Genomic DNA, 13,333 nt, shown 5'->3' with positions numbered 1-13,333 from the left:
GCGGAACTACAACCCTGCGGCGTCAATGTCGATCAACAGCAGCCGCTCGCCGTTATCGAAAAACTGCCCGGCCGTCAGGCAATACTGATTGCTGGTGGCGTCGCGGTAGGTGTTGGACAGCGTCAGGCGCCGCTCCTCCCAGCCCTCGGCGAGCAGGTGATAGAAGTACGGACGCCATGACCAGTTGTGGCCCAGATAGCGGTTATCGGCGACCCAGCCGTTGTGTCGCCACTCCAGGTTTGGGGTCAGTTGCGTGCCGTGGCGGTCGCACTGGTAAAAGCGCAGCAGCCAGGGAAAGGCTTCCAGTTGCGGCAGTGCACTGAGCGGTGCATGCGCCCCGGCCCAGCCTTGCAGGATGGCCATCAATTCGCCGAGTTGCTGGCGCATCTGCATCAAACGTCCGCGCTCGGCGAGTTTCTGTTGCACATAGCGCTGGCGCAGTTCGGCGAAGCGCGGCACGAAAGCATCGGTGGCAAAGAACGCTTCCTGCGCGCGGGCGAAGAGAAAACCCTGCACGTAACGTGATCCGCATTCGAGGGCGAAATTCAGTTGCGCTTCGGTCTCTACCCCTTCGGCGATGATCCAGCAGCCGGTTTTCTCGGCCATCTGCGCGAGTGCCTTGACCACCTCACTGCTCGGCCCGCCAAGGGCGGCGGCCTGGAACAGGCGCATGTCGAGTTTGAGGATGTCCGGTTGCAGCGCCAGTACGCGATCAAGTTGTGAATAGCCGGCACCAAAATCGTCAATGGCGATTCTCGCGCCAGCATCGCGATAACGCGCAACGACCTCGGCCAGACGTTGGCCGTTGCCGCCCAGTTCAGTGATTTCGAACACGATGCGTTGCGGATCGACGTTGTGTCGCGCCAGTTGCTTGAGACTGGGCAGGGCCTGGTCCGGGCGCAGACGGCTGATCCAGCGCGGCGACATGTTGAGGCTGAGAAACCAGTCTGCCGGCGCTTCATGCAGACGGCTTATGGCATTGGCGCGGATCTGCCGGTCGAGGCGGCGTAAGGCGATGGCTGGCATGCGCGGGTCGGCGAACAGCGGCCCGACCGACGTCAGTTGACCATCAGGCTGGCGCAGGCGGCCCAATGCTTCGACGCCTGCAATACGTCCGGTGGCGGTATCGATGAAAGGCTGAAAGCAGGCGAGCGGTTGCCCGTCGATCACGAGGCCTCCTTAGTCGTTCTTGTTCTGGTTGAACCCCGCCGACCGGGTAGGCGCGCGGGATTGAACCTCCGGGTAAAGAGGTTCATCCCAGCGACAGTGCAAGAATGTAGCCAGATGTATCGGCTTAGCGTTTGCTTGAACTCTGCATCACCAGTTTGATCAACGGGCCAAGGCTGGTGCCCAGTCGAACCAACCGGGTCAGACCACCGACGCCGCCGCTTTTTGCGCCTTTGCCGGTGAGAAAGCCCAGTAGCGTGACAGCGGCCACGCCCCACAACGGCGCGTGCTTGATACCAAAACCGTCGTGCAGGTTCTGCGTCATGCCGCGCACGCGCTGCAATGGCTGCAGCACTTGCCCGACTTCATGACGGATTTCCTGGCGATGCATTTCCATGCGCAAGCGAATCAGTGCCTTGCGCATTTCCCGGCGTGAGCTGTTGTGTGGAAGTTCAGGCAGGCTCATGGCAGCAGGCGCTCCCGGTCGTTGGCGAGCTCTTCGAGCGTGCCGTGGAAGGGCGAGGACTCATCGAAAATCGCAGCCTTGAGGCGCAGCCCGCAGAAGATCGAAGCCAGGGTATAAAACACGCACAGGCCGATGATCGCGGCAAGGCGATAAGTGTCCCAGAAGATGATCATGACCAGTGTCGATAAACCCACCAGCAACAGCAGAGCAAACACCAGCGCCAGGCCTGCGAACAGCAACAGGCTGACGGTGCGTGATTTTTGCTCCTGTAATTCGATGCCGAACAATTCGACATGGCTGTGCAGCAGACCGAGAACGGCTGCGCCCAGGCGCCGGGTGGAGGAGGCGGTGCCCGCAGTCGGGCCGGATTCACCGATCGACATGATCAGCGCCGCGTGGCCAGCAGGCCAATCAGAAAGCCGACACCGGCCGCGATGCCCACCGATTGCCATGGATTGGCCGAGACATAATCTTCAGTGGCGCTGACAGCAGCCTGACCGCGTTCGCGCAAGGTGTCTTCGGTCAACTTCAAAGTTTCCCGGGCACGCAGCAGGCTGTCGTGAATCTGTTCGCGCAGTTCATCCGCCTGATCGCCGGCCAGGGTGGCGGTGTGCTCGAGCAACCGTTCGGTGTCGGCGACCAGGGTCTGGAAGTCGTTCATGAGGATTTCTTGAGCAGTCTTTGCCTTGATGCTGGCCATGGGTGGATCTCCGTAAGTGACGTCTGAAGCGTTCGAGTATGAGCCTTGCGCGAAGGTTCAGTAGAAATGACTGGTACAACTTTTGCTGTGTCGTGGTGCGTCGCTCGCAAGTCGTGCGCTGTTGCCGGGCGCGCATGCAGGAAAACCTTAACTCAAATAATCCCGGTGGGTGTCAGCACATCGACCTCGTGCGCCAAAACGGTTCAGCCGAAATTCCATTCGGTGACCGCGCGGTCGCAACTTGGTGCATGAAATGTGCGCACGAACCGCTTTGGTGCCTTTTTAGCCTTCAGGTCTGCCTATTCATGGAAAATCTGCAAAGCGCTGTGGACACGCTGGTTCACAGCTCCAATACGTTGTTCATTCTGATCGGCGCGGTGATGGTCCTGGCCATGCATGCCGGCTTCGCCTTTCTCGAGGTCGGAACCGTCCGGCAGAAGAACCAGGTCAACGCATTGTCGAAAATCCTCAGTGATTTCGCCGTCTCGACGCTGGCCTATTTCTTTATAGGCTATTGGATCTCCTACGGCGTGACGTTCATGCAGCCGGCGGCTGTACTGAGTGCCGATCATGGTTACGGGTTGGTGAAGTTTTTCTTCCTGCTGACCTTTGCTGCGGCGATTCCGGCGATCATTTCCGGCGGCATTGCCGAACGAGCGCGCTTCGTTCCGCAGCTGTGCGCCACGGCATTGATCGTGGCCTTCATCTACCCGTTTTTCGAAGGCATGATCTGGAATGGCAACTATGGCCTGCAAGCCTGGCTGACGTTGCAGTTCGGTGCTGCCTTCCATGATTTCGCCGGATCGGTGGTGGTGCACGCCATGGGCGGCTGGCTGGCGCTGGCTGCCGTGCTGTTGCTGGGCCCGCGCAATGGCCGCTATCGCGATGGACGACTGGTCGCATTCGCGCCGTCGAGCATTCCGTTTCTGGCGCTCGGTTCGTGGATTCTGATTGTCGGCTGGTTCGGTTTCAACGTGATGAGTGCGCAGACGTTGCAAGGCGTCAGTGGTCTGGTCGCGGTCAACTCGTTGATGGCGATGGTCGGCGGCACCATGGCGGCATTGCTCGTCGGGCGCAATGACCCGGGTTTTCTGCACAACGGCCCGTTGGCTGGCCTGGTGGCGATCTGTGCCGGTTCTGATTTGATGCACCCGGTCGGCGCCTTGGTGACCGGAGCGATTGCCGGTGCATTGTTCGTCTGGTGCTTTACCGCTGCGCAGGTCAAATGGCGCATCGACGATGTGCTGGGTGTCTGGCCATTGCACGGTTTGTGTGGCGTGTGGGGCGGGATTGCCTGCGGTATCTTCGGCCAGACTGCGCTGGGTGGCATCGGCGGCGTCAGCCTCATCAGCCAGTTGCTCGGCACCGCGCTGGGTGTCGCCGTGGCGCTGCTCGGCGGGTTCGTGGTCTACGGCGCGATCAAGGCGCTGCACGGGCTGCGCCTGAGTCAGGAACAAGAGTATTACGGCGCCGATCTTTCACTGCACAAGATCGGCGCGGTGAGCCAGGATTAAGTCTCCTCATCGACGGCTCCCGGGTAGAAGCCGTGCAGCAGGCGATAGCGATCGATACGCACCTGATCGACTTTCTCCTGCACCTGATGCGCCGGCAGTCCGAGCATGATCAGCGCGTGAGAGGCGAGCATCAGGCTCGATTCCAGCAGCTCCGGCACCACTTCGGTGGCGCCGGCGGCTTTCAGTTCAGCCCATTGGCTGTCGTCGCGGGTGCGCACCAGAATCGGCACGTGCGCGTTGAGCCGGCGCGCCTCCTTGAGGATGCGCAGGGCCACATCACTCTGGTCGACGGCGATCACCAGTAACCTCGCGCGCAACAGGCCGACGGCGGTCAACAGATCGCCGCGCGATGAGTCGCCGTAGTGCACGTCGCTTTCGCCCGAGGCGGCTTCCTGTATTCGTACCGGATCATTGTCCAGCGCAATGAAAGGTTGGCTGGCGTTGCGCATGAAACGGCCGATGGATTGGCCGACCCGGCCGTACCCGCAAATAACCACATGTTTATCGAGGCCAGCATTGAGCGCGCTGATCTCCTCGATCTGCGCTTCCTGATTGGGCTTGCGGTGCAAGGCCGCAGCGAGGCGTGGCGCGGCGCGCAATAACAGCGGGGTCAGCAGCATCGAGCAGAATGTCGCTGCGAGCAGCAGCGCGCCCAGTTCATTGGGCATCAGGCTGTTCTGCTGCATCTGTGCCATCAAGGCAAAACAGAATTCGCCACCCTGCGCCAACGCCAGGCCACTGCGCCATGCCGTTTCACTGTCACTGCCGCGCCACTTCACCAGCAGCGCGACGACGATGCCCTTGATGATCATCAGTCCCAGCGTGAGGCCGAGGATCAACAGACTGTGGCTGACGAACAATTGCAGATCGATCAGCATGCCGATGCTGACAAAAAACACCCCGAGCAGAATGTCGCGGAACGGCCGAATGTCCGCCTCGATCTGATGCCGATAGTGGCTTTCACCCAGCAACATGCCAGCGAGGAAGGCCCCCAGAGCAGGCGACAAACCCAGCAAATGCGTGAGCCATGCTGTCAGCAGTACGATCACCAACGCCAGCAGCACGAACAACTCCGCCGAGCGCGACGCGGCAACTTCATGGAACAGCCGTGGTAGCAACCAGCGACTGGCCAGCAGCAGCCCGACAAACAGCACCACGGTTTTTGCCAGGGTCAGCGGTAAAGCCCAATACCAGGCCTGGTCGCTGCTGCCGGCGAATACCGGGACCAGCGTCAGCAGCAACACGGCGACGACATCCTGAAACAGTAAAACGCCGACCGCATTCTGGCCGTGACTGCTGAACACCTCACCAAGGCTACCCAATTCCTTGGTGACGATGGCCGTGGACGACAACGACAGCCCTGCGCCCAGCAACAGCGCAGGCGTCAGCGGCATGCCCAGCAGCATCAGCAGCGAACCCAGCAACGCGGTGCTGATCAACACCTGCTGACTGCCCAGACGAAACACCACCTGACGCAGTGCAATCATCTTCGACAGGGAGAACTCCAACCCCAGCGAAAACAGCAGGAACACCACGCCCAGTTCAGCCACATCGGGCAGGTGTTCACTCTCATTGACCCAGTCGAAGGCACTCGGCCCGACCAGTAATCCGACGCACAGGTAACCCAGAACCGGTGGCAGGCGCAGGCGCCGGAACAGGGCAATCACCACGAGGGACGAGGCGAGGATGATCAACAGATTGGCAAACACGGGACACTCCGATGTCAGGCTCAAGCTTCTCAAGCGTAGAGGCAAAAAGTCCGGGAGGATCGCGTAATTGCCATTTCTGCCAACTGATGTGCGTCAGGGTTTTGCGCGTGCAGCGCTCGAGCCTTTGGGCAGTAGCGGGTCGACGGCTTTTGGAGGGGGGCCTAGAATGGGCGAATTAATTGTTGGTTGAGCGCACATGCCTCCTGAATGTCAGCTGTTCGGCACCCTGGGGTGCCATCTCTGTGAAGTGGCTGAAGCCGAGCTGATGCCTTTTGTCGAGCATGGTCTGCTGGTCGAGCTGGTAGACATCGCTGAAGACGAGCGCTGGTTCGAGGCTTACAGCCTGCGCATCCCGGTACTGCGTCGGGTCGATACCGGTGCGGAACTGGACTGGCCGTTCAGCGCCGATCAAGTCGTGGCGTTCCTGCGCTGAGCGATTTTCGCAACGTTGCCCCGCTGGTCGTCACCGTGCATCCATCCCTTGGCACTTTGCGGTTTATTCGGTTACTGTATGTTCATACAGTAATTGCGTCAGAGGGATGAACCGTGGTCAATGTCGAACAGTTGAAGAACAGCGTGAACCGGATGTCGGTTGACGTGGTGCGCGAGGCCGTCCTCGAATTGCGCCTGGACGGGCTGGTCACGGAAGGCAAGACGCCGTTCAACAAGCTGCATTTCAACACCTGTTTTGCCGAGATCGAAGCCTTGTTTCAGCGTGCCGGTTACCACCGGCAACTCGATGTGGTCGGCTATCAGGGTTTGCTGTACGCCTTGTATGATCCGGGACGCTGGGAGGCCGTCGATGTGCTGCGCTGGCTCAAGGAGTTCACCGAGGCCGCGGCGCTCAAATCGATTCCCGCCTGAGGATTCTGCGCTAGGTTCGTTTCCGTCGGTGTTGGATAATGCCGCCCTGTCTTGAGGATTCGAATTCGCGTATGTCCACCTCTACTTTCTCTGCTGCTCACAATCAGGCCAGCACGCTGTACCTGCCGCCCGGTTCCTGGCTGACCGTACTCGATTGCCTGTGCGAGCATTTCAGTGCGATTGGCCGCGAGCAATGGCTGGACCGGATTGCCCGCGGTCGGGTACTCGATGGTCAGGGCCAGCCGATCGCGCTGGATCTGCCGTACAAGGAAGGTCTGCGGATTCACTACTTCCGCGAAGTGCCGGACGAAAAACCGATTCCGGTGGTCGAGTCGATTCTCTATGCCGATGAACATCTGGTGGTCGCCGACAAGCCGCATTTTCTGCCGGTGACACCCGCCGGCGAGTATGTCGAGCAAACCCTGCTGCGGCGCTTGATTCGGCGGTTGGACAACCCCCATCTGGTGCCGCTGCACCGGATCGATCGGCACACGGCGGGGTTGGTGATTTTCTCGGCCAATCCGCAAACCCGCTCGGCCTACCAGTCGCTGTTCCCGACACGGCAGATCGACAAGCGTTACGAGGCGATTGCCCCGGCCTTGCCCGATCTTGATTTTCCACTGATCCACAAAAGCCGCCTGGTCGATGGCCAGCCGTTCTTTCGCATGCAGGAAGGGCCGGGTGTCAGCAATACCGAAACAGCGGTGGAAGTCCGTGAAAAAAACGGTGAACTCTGGCGTTATGGGCTGTTCCCGGTGACCGGCAAGAAGCATCAACTGCGTGTGCACATGACCGCCCTTGGCGCGAGCATCTGCAACGATCCGTTTTATCCGGATGTGCTGAAAGACGTCGAGGATGACTACGCCAATCCGCTCAAACTATTGGCGCAGGGGCTACGATTTATCGATCCGGTGACGGGTGAAGAACGGCAATTCGAGAGCCGGATCACTTTGCAGTGGTGAGGTGAGTCCATTTTTCAGCGCCCATGAAAAAGCCCGCAATAATGCGGGCTTTTCTGTATCCGGTGTCGACCCAGAGCTTACAGCTCTTTAACGGTACGAACCTGATCCTTGTTGATGCGAGTTTCTTTGCCGTCCAGCTGTTTGAACTCGTAGAAGCCCGAATCGTCATCGTATTTCGGGGTGTCGACGGCCTGGATTTCGCGACCGTCATTCAAGGTGATCACTGTAGGCGACGAGCAACCAGCGAGGGTAGCCAGGCCCAGTGCGAGCATGAAAGTGGCGAGGGTCCGTTGAGTCATGGGTGTGTCTCCGAATGGGAATTCTTTTGGTTACTGAGCTTGAGACGTATACAAGGCGTGAGAGTTCCTTGAGTGCTGTCAGTCTGACACAGTGTTGTGCGAATTTAACAGTTCGGGGGTATTGAGGTTGGCCAGTCGCGAGTCATTGTCAGGGCATTCCAGTGCACAGGCGCCAAGGTTGCGCATGACCCGGCCAGGGCTGCGCTCACCGCTGTTCCAGGCCTCTTCGAATGCAGGCAAAAGGGCGGCCGGAATAACACACAGCAGCGGTTCCCAATGGCCGTCATGGCGCAACATTAAAGGTTTTTCAGGATTCTGCCTGGCGGTCTCGCGCATGCTTTGCAGCAGTGCTGCGTCAATCCGCGGAACATCGCACGGCAACACCAGCAGGTGCGAATGGCGGGCGGCGTTCAGGCCCGCAAGGATACCGGCCAACGGCCCGGGAAAATCGCCTTCGTCATCTGTGACCAACTGATCGGCAAACGGTGCATAACGCTCACTATTGCGGTTGCACGAGATGATCAGGTCATCAGTCAGCGCCCGCACCTTGCGGTGCAGATGGGCAATCAACGGTTCGCCCAGCCACTCCACCAGTCCTTTGTCCTGGCCGCCCATGCGTTGGCCGCGTCCGCCTGCCAGGAGCAGAATGGAGCAGGGTGGCAATTGCGTATTCAGGGTCATGGCAGCTCTCCACGGGGGCGGCGAAAAAATGGGGCGCTGTGATATAACACCGGGCTGTTTCTCCTACAACTGGACGAGCCTATGAAAGCCAAGGCTGATGTACCTTTCGTGCCGCTCAATATAGCGGTACTGACTGTCAGTGATACCCGTACCCTGGAAACCGACACCTCAGGCCAGGTCTTCGTCGACCGCTTGACGGCGGCTGGTCACCTTCTGGCGGAGCGGGTCTTGCTCAAAGATGATCTCTACAAAATTCGTGCGCAAGTCGCCAACTGGATTGCCGACGATGTCGTGCAAGTGGTGCTGATCACTGGCGGCACCGGTTTCACCGGCCGCGACAGCACGCCGGAAGCGGTAGCGTGCCTGCTCGACAAGCAAGTGGATGGTTTCGGCGAACTGTTCCGGCAGATTTCGGTAGCCGACATCGGCACTTCGACCGTGCAATCGCGCGCACTGGCCGGGCTGGCCAACGGTACGCTGGTTTGCTGCTTGCCGGGCTCGACCAACGCGGTGCGTACAGGTTGGGACGGCATTCTTGGCGAACAGCTCGATGCTCGGCACCGTCCGTGCAATTTCGTTACGCATCTGAAACAGGCGGCACCTTGTGAATCCCGTGGGTAAGCCGGGCAAGACCGCTAGCCTGATGCCCGTCGAGGCGGCGCTGGCGCGCTTGCTGGAACTGGCCACGGCCTCACCCATCAGCGAGCGTGAATACTTGCCGCTGGCCGAGGTTCAGGGACGGGTGCTGGCCGAGGATCTGATTTCGACCCTTGATCTGCCACCGTGGCCGAACAGCGCCATGGATGGCTATGCCCTGAATCTGGCGGACTGGACGGGCGCACCGCTGCCGGTCAGCCAGAAAGTTTTTGCCGGTCAGGCGCCCGAGCCTTTGCAGCGGGGAACCTGCGCGCGGATTTTTACCGGTGCGCCGGTTCCAGCGGGTGCAGATTGCGTCGAGATGCAAGAAAACGCCGAGGTCCAGGCCGATGGCCGGGTACGTTTCATCGAGACGATGGCCGCAGGACAGAACATCCGCCCGCAAGGTCAGGAAACCACCGTTGGTGAATTGATCCTTGAGGCTGGAACCCGGCTCGGCCCGATCGAGCAGGGCTTGTCTGCATCGTTGGGTTGTGCCGGACTCAATGTCGTGCGCAAGGTCCGTGTGGCGGTGCTCTCGACCGGGGATGAGCTGGTCGAACCGGGGCAGGCGTTAGGCCCGGGGCAGATCTACAACAGCAATCGCGTGGTGCTGTGCAGCTGGCTGCAGCGGCTTGGGTGCGAGGTGATCGATGCCGGCATTCTTCCGGATGATCTGGCCACCACCCGAACCCGCCTGGGCGAACTGCAGGACGTTGACCTGATTCTTTCCACCGGTGGCGTGTCGGTCGGCGAGGCCGACTTTCTTGGCATCGCGTTGCGGGAGGAGGGAGAGCTGGCGTTGTGGAAGCTCGCGATCAAGCCAGGCAAACCATTGACCGTCGGCCATTTTCGCAATGTGCCAGTGATCGGTTTGCCAGGGAATCCGGCGTCGACGCTGGTGACGTTCGCCTTGCTGACTCGCCCTTATCTGTTGCGCCGGCAAGGTGTGCAGGATCTCGAACCGCTGAAGTTCAAGGTGCCTGCGGGCTTCGACTGGCCGCAAGCCGGCAACCGGCGGGAATATTTGCGCGGTCGTCTTGAGCAGGGGCGGGCAATCATTTACCGCAATCAAAGCTCCGGTGTTCTGCGCAGTGCTGCCTGGGCCGATGGTCTTGTAGAGGTGCTGGAAGGAAGAACGTTGGTGGCCGGTGATGAGGTGAGTTTCATCCCGTTGAGTGATCTTCTCGGTTGAAACTCGCTGTTGTGAGTGCCGTGCCGGTTGCAAACAACCGGCGCCAGCACTCCGGACATTCAGCCCACGAGCGTCACCAACTGATCAAAACGGCTGTTGGCCACCCAGCCCAGCAGACCCAATACCACTGCGGTTGCCCCTGCCGCATAGGCAAGACGATGCTTGATCGATTTGACGTCACCTCTGACTTCGTCCATGTCGCGTCGAATGTACTTGAGATGGGTTTCAAGCTCGGCAAATCGAGGTTCCATAGCAATGTCTCCAGTGGTTTTGGCGCGGTCTTTGGTATCGGTTTTATGCAACAGGTGACAGTCACTGGCGGGTACGGTCTGACTCACTGGCTTTCTGGCATCAACGCTTTGCATGAGCGCATCCGCCTTCTGCTTCGAGTTGACGTTGGCAACGGATGTCGCCCGATTGATTGTCGATAGTCGTGAAGGTGTATCCACTCATTACATGCACATCCTTGTGTATTGTTGGGTTGCAGATTGATAGCGCCGACACACGGTGGACTAGACACAAAGTCTGGTCAATTAAGCCGTTTCCGCATTTTTTGTAAGAATAAATACCACCCTGTAGGACGTCGCGGCCAGACGCCTGAATTAATTGCGACTCCCGCGACTTTTTTGTGCGCTTCGAGGGTCGGATATCTCATGACCCAACCATTGTCGGAGTGACTGTTATGAGTGAGCAAAGGGCGCTATTGATTCTGCATGGCAAGCAGGCACTCAACGAGTCCGTACGTGCCGCCGTCGAGGCCAAGCGCGAGAAAGGCTGGGAGCTGGCGGTTCGACTGACCTGGGAAGCCGGCGATGCGCAACGTCTGGTGACGGAGGCGCTGGAGGCGGGGTACACGCAAATTATTGCCGGCGGCGGTGATGGCACCTTGCGCGACATCGCCGAAGCCCTTGCGCAACAACCCCATAAGGCCAGCCTGGTGCTATTGCCGCTGGGCACGGCCAACGATTTTTCTCGTGCGGCGGGTATTCCGCTGGAACCGGCCGAGGCGCTTGAACTGCTCGATACACCGCCATCGGCTATCGATCTGGGCGAAGTGGGCGGGCAGATCTTCCTTAATATGGCCACGGGCGGTTTCGGTAGTCAGGTCACCGCCAACACCTCGGAAGACCTGAAAAAGGTCTTGGGTGGCGCTGCCTACCTGTTCACCGGATTGTCGCGATTCAGTGAGCTGCACGCCGCCCATGGTGAGCTGCAAGGGCCGGATTTCCACTGGCGTGGCGACCTGCTGGCGTTGGGCATCGGTAACGGTCGCCAGGCCGGTGGCGGGCACGTGTTGTGTCCCCAGGCGTTGGTCGATGACGGGATGCTCGATATCAGTATCCTGCCGGCGCCACAGGAGTTGGTCGGGACATTGAAGAACCTGCTCAGCGACGGCTTCGGCATCGACAACATGTTCGTCCGCACTCGCTTGCCGTGGGTCGAGATCAAGGTGGCCGAGGGGCTTTATATCAATCTTGACGGCGAACCGCTGGAGGGCGACAGCATGCGCTTTGAAGCGCGTCGGGCGGCGTTGCGGGTGCATTTGCCCAAGGGTTCACCGCTGTTGGGCGGCAAACCGTCGGTCAATCATCAAGGCTGATGATCTGCTCGCGCACGGCGAACAGCACCAGGCCCGCCACATCGTAGATTTGCAGGCGTTTCATGATCTGCGAGCGGTGGGTCTCGACAGTCTTGATGCTCAGGCCGAGGCCGTTGGCAATTTCCCGGGTGGATTTGCCGCGCACGATCAGCCGGAGAATTTCCAGCTGACGCGCCGTCAGATTATGCGAGTCGGCCACTTCCGGTTGCTGCTTCTGATTCCGGGTCAGCGCCTGGGTGATCACCGTGTGGGCGATCGCCGGACTCAAATAACGCTCGCCGTTGCGCAAGGCTTCCAGCGCGTGTTCGAGTTCGGTGGCAGTGGTGTCCTTCAGAAGATAACCGTGGGCGCCGGACTCCAGTGCCTGCATGATCAGCGCAGGATCGGTGTGCATCGACAGGATCAGCACTTTGCTTTGTGGGCGCACACGTTTGAGCCGTTGCAGGGCTTCGAGGCCGCCGGTTTCCTTCATGGAAATATCCAGAAGCACGATGTCGGGACTCAACTGCTCGACCATTTCGAGCAGTTGCGAGCCGTCATTGGCTTCGCCGATTACTGCGTAACCGGGAATATCCAATACCAGAGCGCGAACGCCGGCCCTGATCAGCGAGTGGTCATCCACCAGAAGTAAGTTACAAGTCAACGCATAACCTTATTCGTACTGGCCCGCTCGAGTGCCCGGGGCGCCCAGGGGAAAAGTGCTTCGATCCGAGTGCCATTGCCAGGCTCACTGGTGACGCTCAGCGTGCCACCCAATTGCTCGATACGTTCGGCCATCCCGGCCATGCCCCGTTGTCCTTCTCGCCCCGGATTGGCGGCTGGCGCAAATCCCTGGCCATCATCGGTGATCATCAGCGTCAGTCCCTGAGGCAGTCGCTGCACGCGTATCAGCAGGTTCTTCGCCTGGGCGTGACGCAGGATATTGGTTACGGCTTCCTGCGCGATACGGAACGCGGCGACCGCCATTTCTTCAGGAATACCGTTGAGGCGCTGCTGGCAATCGAGGCTCCAGTGCACCGGGGTGTTGGCCAGTGTCTTGAGCAGGTGCGCGCGCAGGCTGGCCTCCAGGCCAAGGCTGGTCAATTGGCGCGGGTTAAGGATCGCCGAAACATCGCGCACCTTGTTGAGGGTTTCTTCGAGCGTGTCGCAGAGCGTTGTGCAGTGCTCTTGCAAATCTTCCGGCAGGCGCCGCTTGAGCCACTCGCTTTGCAGTTTGGCGGCGGTCAGCAACTGGCCAATGTCGTCGTGCAATTCGCGGCTGAGGCGATGGCGCTCGTTTTCCTGGACTTCGAGCAAGCGATCAGCGAGTTCTTGCGGCTGAAACTTGATCGATTTGCGCGACAGCCGATATTGCACCCATACACAAGCCGTGGCCGCGATGTTGAGCGACAGCAACCCGAAGTAAAGTGGCAGGGAAAAACCATAGGTCAGCAGACTGCCCAGTGCCGCGAGCACACACAATATGAGGGTGAACCGGCGGGCATTTTCCCGGGAGGGTGGCCATGTAGAGATTGACTTGAGGCTGGCGTACATAACGGAT

The 13,333-nt window shown here is 59.8% G+C and carries 17 protein-coding genes; 7 read left to right on the top strand and 10 right to left on the bottom strand.

From position 1 onward, the window contains the following. Positions 1-6: 6 nt before the first annotated feature. From C2E19_RS20850 to C2E19_RS20835, 4 genes are all read right to left on the bottom strand, one after another. Positions 7-1,170: an EAL domain-containing protein gene (locus C2E19_RS20850; protein ID WP_129394885.1), complete on the bottom strand. Its 1,164-nt coding sequence runs from the start codon at positions 1,168-1,170 to the stop codon at positions 7-9. A 124-nt stretch (positions 1,171-1,294) separates the two neighbouring features. Further along, entirely contained in the window at positions 1,295-1,633 is a 339-nt protein-coding gene (locus C2E19_RS20845; RefSeq protein WP_129394884.1) for a hypothetical protein, read from the bottom strand. Continuing rightward, positions 1,630-2,016: a phage holin family protein gene (locus C2E19_RS20840; protein ID WP_008079909.1), complete on the bottom strand. Its 387-nt coding sequence runs from the start codon at positions 2,014-2,016 to the stop codon at positions 1,630-1,632. The genes C2E19_RS20845 and C2E19_RS20840 overlap by 4 nt, the downstream gene beginning before the upstream one ends. Positions 2,017-2,018: 2 nt before the next feature. Beyond that, positions 2,019-2,333 carry a YqjD family protein gene (locus C2E19_RS20835; RefSeq protein WP_053122315.1) on the bottom strand — a complete coding sequence of 105 codons (315 nt, stop codon included), beginning with the start codon at positions 2,331-2,333 and terminating at the stop codon, positions 2,019-2,021. A 305-nt stretch (positions 2,334-2,638) separates the two neighbouring features. On the opposite strand from C2E19_RS20835, the gene C2E19_RS20830 reads away from it, so the two are divergent. After that, on the top strand, positions 2,639-3,847 hold the full coding sequence (locus tag C2E19_RS20830) for an ammonium transporter (protein WP_129394883.1): 1,209 nt from the start codon (positions 2,639-2,641) through the stop codon (positions 3,845-3,847). Here the strand turns inward: C2E19_RS20830 and C2E19_RS20825 are convergent. After that, positions 3,844-5,556, bottom strand: a complete 1,713-nt coding sequence (locus C2E19_RS20825) for a monovalent cation:proton antiporter-2 (CPA2) family protein (protein ID WP_129394882.1) — start codon at positions 5,554-5,556, stop codon at positions 3,844-3,846. The two genes, C2E19_RS20830 and C2E19_RS20825, sit on opposite strands and share 4 nt — an antisense overlap. A gap of 196 nt (positions 5,557-5,752) precedes the next feature. Here C2E19_RS20825 and C2E19_RS20820 point away from each other — a divergent pair, with 196 nt between their 5' ends. The 3 genes from C2E19_RS20820 (at position 5,753) to C2E19_RS20810 (ending at position 7,382) form a co-directional block, all read left to right on the top strand. Continuing rightward, a complete protein-coding gene (locus tag C2E19_RS20820) occupies positions 5,753-5,989 on the top strand; it encodes a glutaredoxin family protein (RefSeq protein WP_129394881.1) in 237 nt (78 codons plus the stop codon). A gap of 113 nt (positions 5,990-6,102) precedes the next feature. Next, positions 6,103-6,420 carry a transcriptional regulator gene (locus tag C2E19_RS20815; protein WP_095189592.1) on the top strand — a complete coding sequence of 106 codons (318 nt, stop codon included), beginning with the start codon at positions 6,103-6,105 and terminating at the stop codon, positions 6,418-6,420. A gap of 71 nt (positions 6,421-6,491) precedes the next feature. Continuing rightward, positions 6,492-7,382, top strand: a complete 891-nt coding sequence (locus tag C2E19_RS20810) for a pseudouridine synthase (RefSeq protein ID WP_129394880.1) — start codon at positions 6,492-6,494, stop codon at positions 7,380-7,382. Between the two features lie 77 nt (positions 7,383-7,459). Here the strand turns inward: C2E19_RS20810 and C2E19_RS20805 are convergent, their stop codons facing one another. Then, positions 7,460-7,681, bottom strand: a complete 222-nt coding sequence (locus C2E19_RS20805) for a YgdI/YgdR family lipoprotein (RefSeq protein ID WP_007908660.1) — start codon at positions 7,679-7,681, stop codon at positions 7,460-7,462. Between the two features lie 78 nt (positions 7,682-7,759). After that, positions 7,760-8,362, bottom strand: a complete 603-nt coding sequence (gene mobA / locus C2E19_RS20800; RefSeq protein ID WP_129394879.1) for a molybdenum cofactor guanylyltransferase MobA — start codon at positions 8,360-8,362, stop codon at positions 7,760-7,762. 81 nt (positions 8,363-8,443) lie between these two features. Here mobA and moaB point away from each other — a divergent pair, with 81 nt between their 5' ends. Both moaB and glp read left to right on the top strand, forming a co-directional pair. Beyond that, on the top strand, positions 8,444-8,983 hold the full coding sequence (gene moaB, locus C2E19_RS20795; RefSeq protein WP_123466480.1) for a molybdenum cofactor biosynthesis protein B: 540 nt from the start codon (positions 8,444-8,446) through the stop codon (positions 8,981-8,983). Beyond that, on the top strand, positions 8,967-10,193 hold the full coding sequence (gene glp, locus C2E19_RS20790) for a gephyrin-like molybdotransferase Glp (RefSeq protein ID WP_129394878.1): 1,227 nt from the start codon (positions 8,967-8,969) through the stop codon (positions 10,191-10,193). Before moaB ends, glp begins: the two co-directional genes overlap by 17 nt. A gap of 59 nt (positions 10,194-10,252) precedes the next feature. Here the strand turns inward: glp and C2E19_RS29080 are convergent, their stop codons facing one another. Beyond that, complete coding sequence (locus C2E19_RS29080; RefSeq protein WP_174823943.1) at positions 10,253-10,558, bottom strand: hypothetical protein; 306 nt, start codon at positions 10,556-10,558, stop codon at positions 10,253-10,255. A 317-nt stretch (positions 10,559-10,875) separates the two neighbouring features. Here C2E19_RS29080 and yegS point away from each other — a divergent pair, with 317 nt between their 5' ends. Further along, positions 10,876-11,793: a lipid kinase YegS gene (yegS, locus tag C2E19_RS20780; protein ID WP_129394877.1), complete on the top strand. Its 918-nt coding sequence runs from the start codon at positions 10,876-10,878 to the stop codon at positions 11,791-11,793. Here yegS and C2E19_RS20775 read toward each other — a convergent pair. Further along, entirely contained in the window at positions 11,777-12,436 is a 660-nt protein-coding gene (locus C2E19_RS20775; RefSeq protein WP_129394876.1) for a response regulator transcription factor, read from the bottom strand. The genes yegS and C2E19_RS20775 overlap by 17 nt on opposite strands. Beyond that, entirely contained in the window at positions 12,433-13,326 is an 894-nt protein-coding gene (locus C2E19_RS20770) for a sensor histidine kinase (RefSeq protein ID WP_129396158.1), read from the bottom strand. The genes C2E19_RS20775 and C2E19_RS20770 overlap by 4 nt, the downstream gene beginning before the upstream one ends. Between the last annotated feature and the right edge of the window lie 7 nt (positions 13,327-13,333).

The sequence above is a fragment of the Pseudomonas sp. DTU12.3 genome, from assembly GCF_004124275.1.
Classification (GTDB): domain Bacteria; phylum Pseudomonadota; class Gammaproteobacteria; order Pseudomonadales; family Pseudomonadaceae; genus Aquipseudomonas; species Aquipseudomonas helmanticensis.
This window is presented reverse-complemented; position numbering and strand designations above follow the sequence as displayed.

What these genes read in the sequence shown, in the direction of transcription:
- yegS (WP_129394877.1), top strand. Translation starts at nt 10,876, where the DNA reads ATGAGTGAGCAAAGGGCGCTATTGATTCTGCATGGCAAGCAGGCACTC.
- C2E19_RS20770 (WP_129396158.1), bottom strand. Translation starts at nt 13,326, where the DNA reads ATGTACGCCAGCCTCAAGTCAATCTCTACATGGCCACCCTCCCGGGAA.
- moaB (WP_123466480.1), top strand. Translation starts at nt 8,444, where the DNA reads ATGAAAGCCAAGGCTGATGTACCTTTCGTGCCGCTCAATATAGCGGTA.
- C2E19_RS20835 (WP_053122315.1), bottom strand. Translation starts at nt 2,333, where the DNA reads ATGGCCAGCATCAAGGCAAAGACTGCTCAAGAAATCCTCATGAACGAC.
- mobA (WP_129394879.1), bottom strand. Translation starts at nt 8,362, where the DNA reads ATGACCCTGAATACGCAATTGCCACCCTGCTCCATTCTGCTCCTGGCA.
- C2E19_RS20810 (WP_129394880.1), top strand. Translation starts at nt 6,492, where the DNA reads ATGTCCACCTCTACTTTCTCTGCTGCTCACAATCAGGCCAGCACGCTG.
- C2E19_RS20840 (WP_008079909.1), bottom strand. Translation starts at nt 2,016, where the DNA reads ATGTCGATCGGTGAATCCGGCCCGACTGCGGGCACCGCCTCCTCCACC.
- C2E19_RS20830 (WP_129394883.1), top strand. Translation starts at nt 2,639, where the DNA reads ATGGAAAATCTGCAAAGCGCTGTGGACACGCTGGTTCACAGCTCCAAT.
- C2E19_RS20845 (WP_129394884.1), bottom strand. Translation starts at nt 1,633, where the DNA reads ATGAGCCTGCCTGAACTTCCACACAACAGCTCACGCCGGGAAATGCGC.
- C2E19_RS20820 (WP_129394881.1), top strand. Translation starts at nt 5,753, where the DNA reads ATGCCTCCTGAATGTCAGCTGTTCGGCACCCTGGGGTGCCATCTCTGT.
- C2E19_RS29080 (WP_174823943.1), bottom strand. Translation starts at nt 10,558, where the DNA reads ATGCAAAGCGTTGATGCCAGAAAGCCAGTGAGTCAGACCGTACCCGCC.
- C2E19_RS20805 (WP_007908660.1), bottom strand. Translation starts at nt 7,681, where the DNA reads ATGACTCAACGGACCCTCGCCACTTTCATGCTCGCACTGGGCCTGGCT.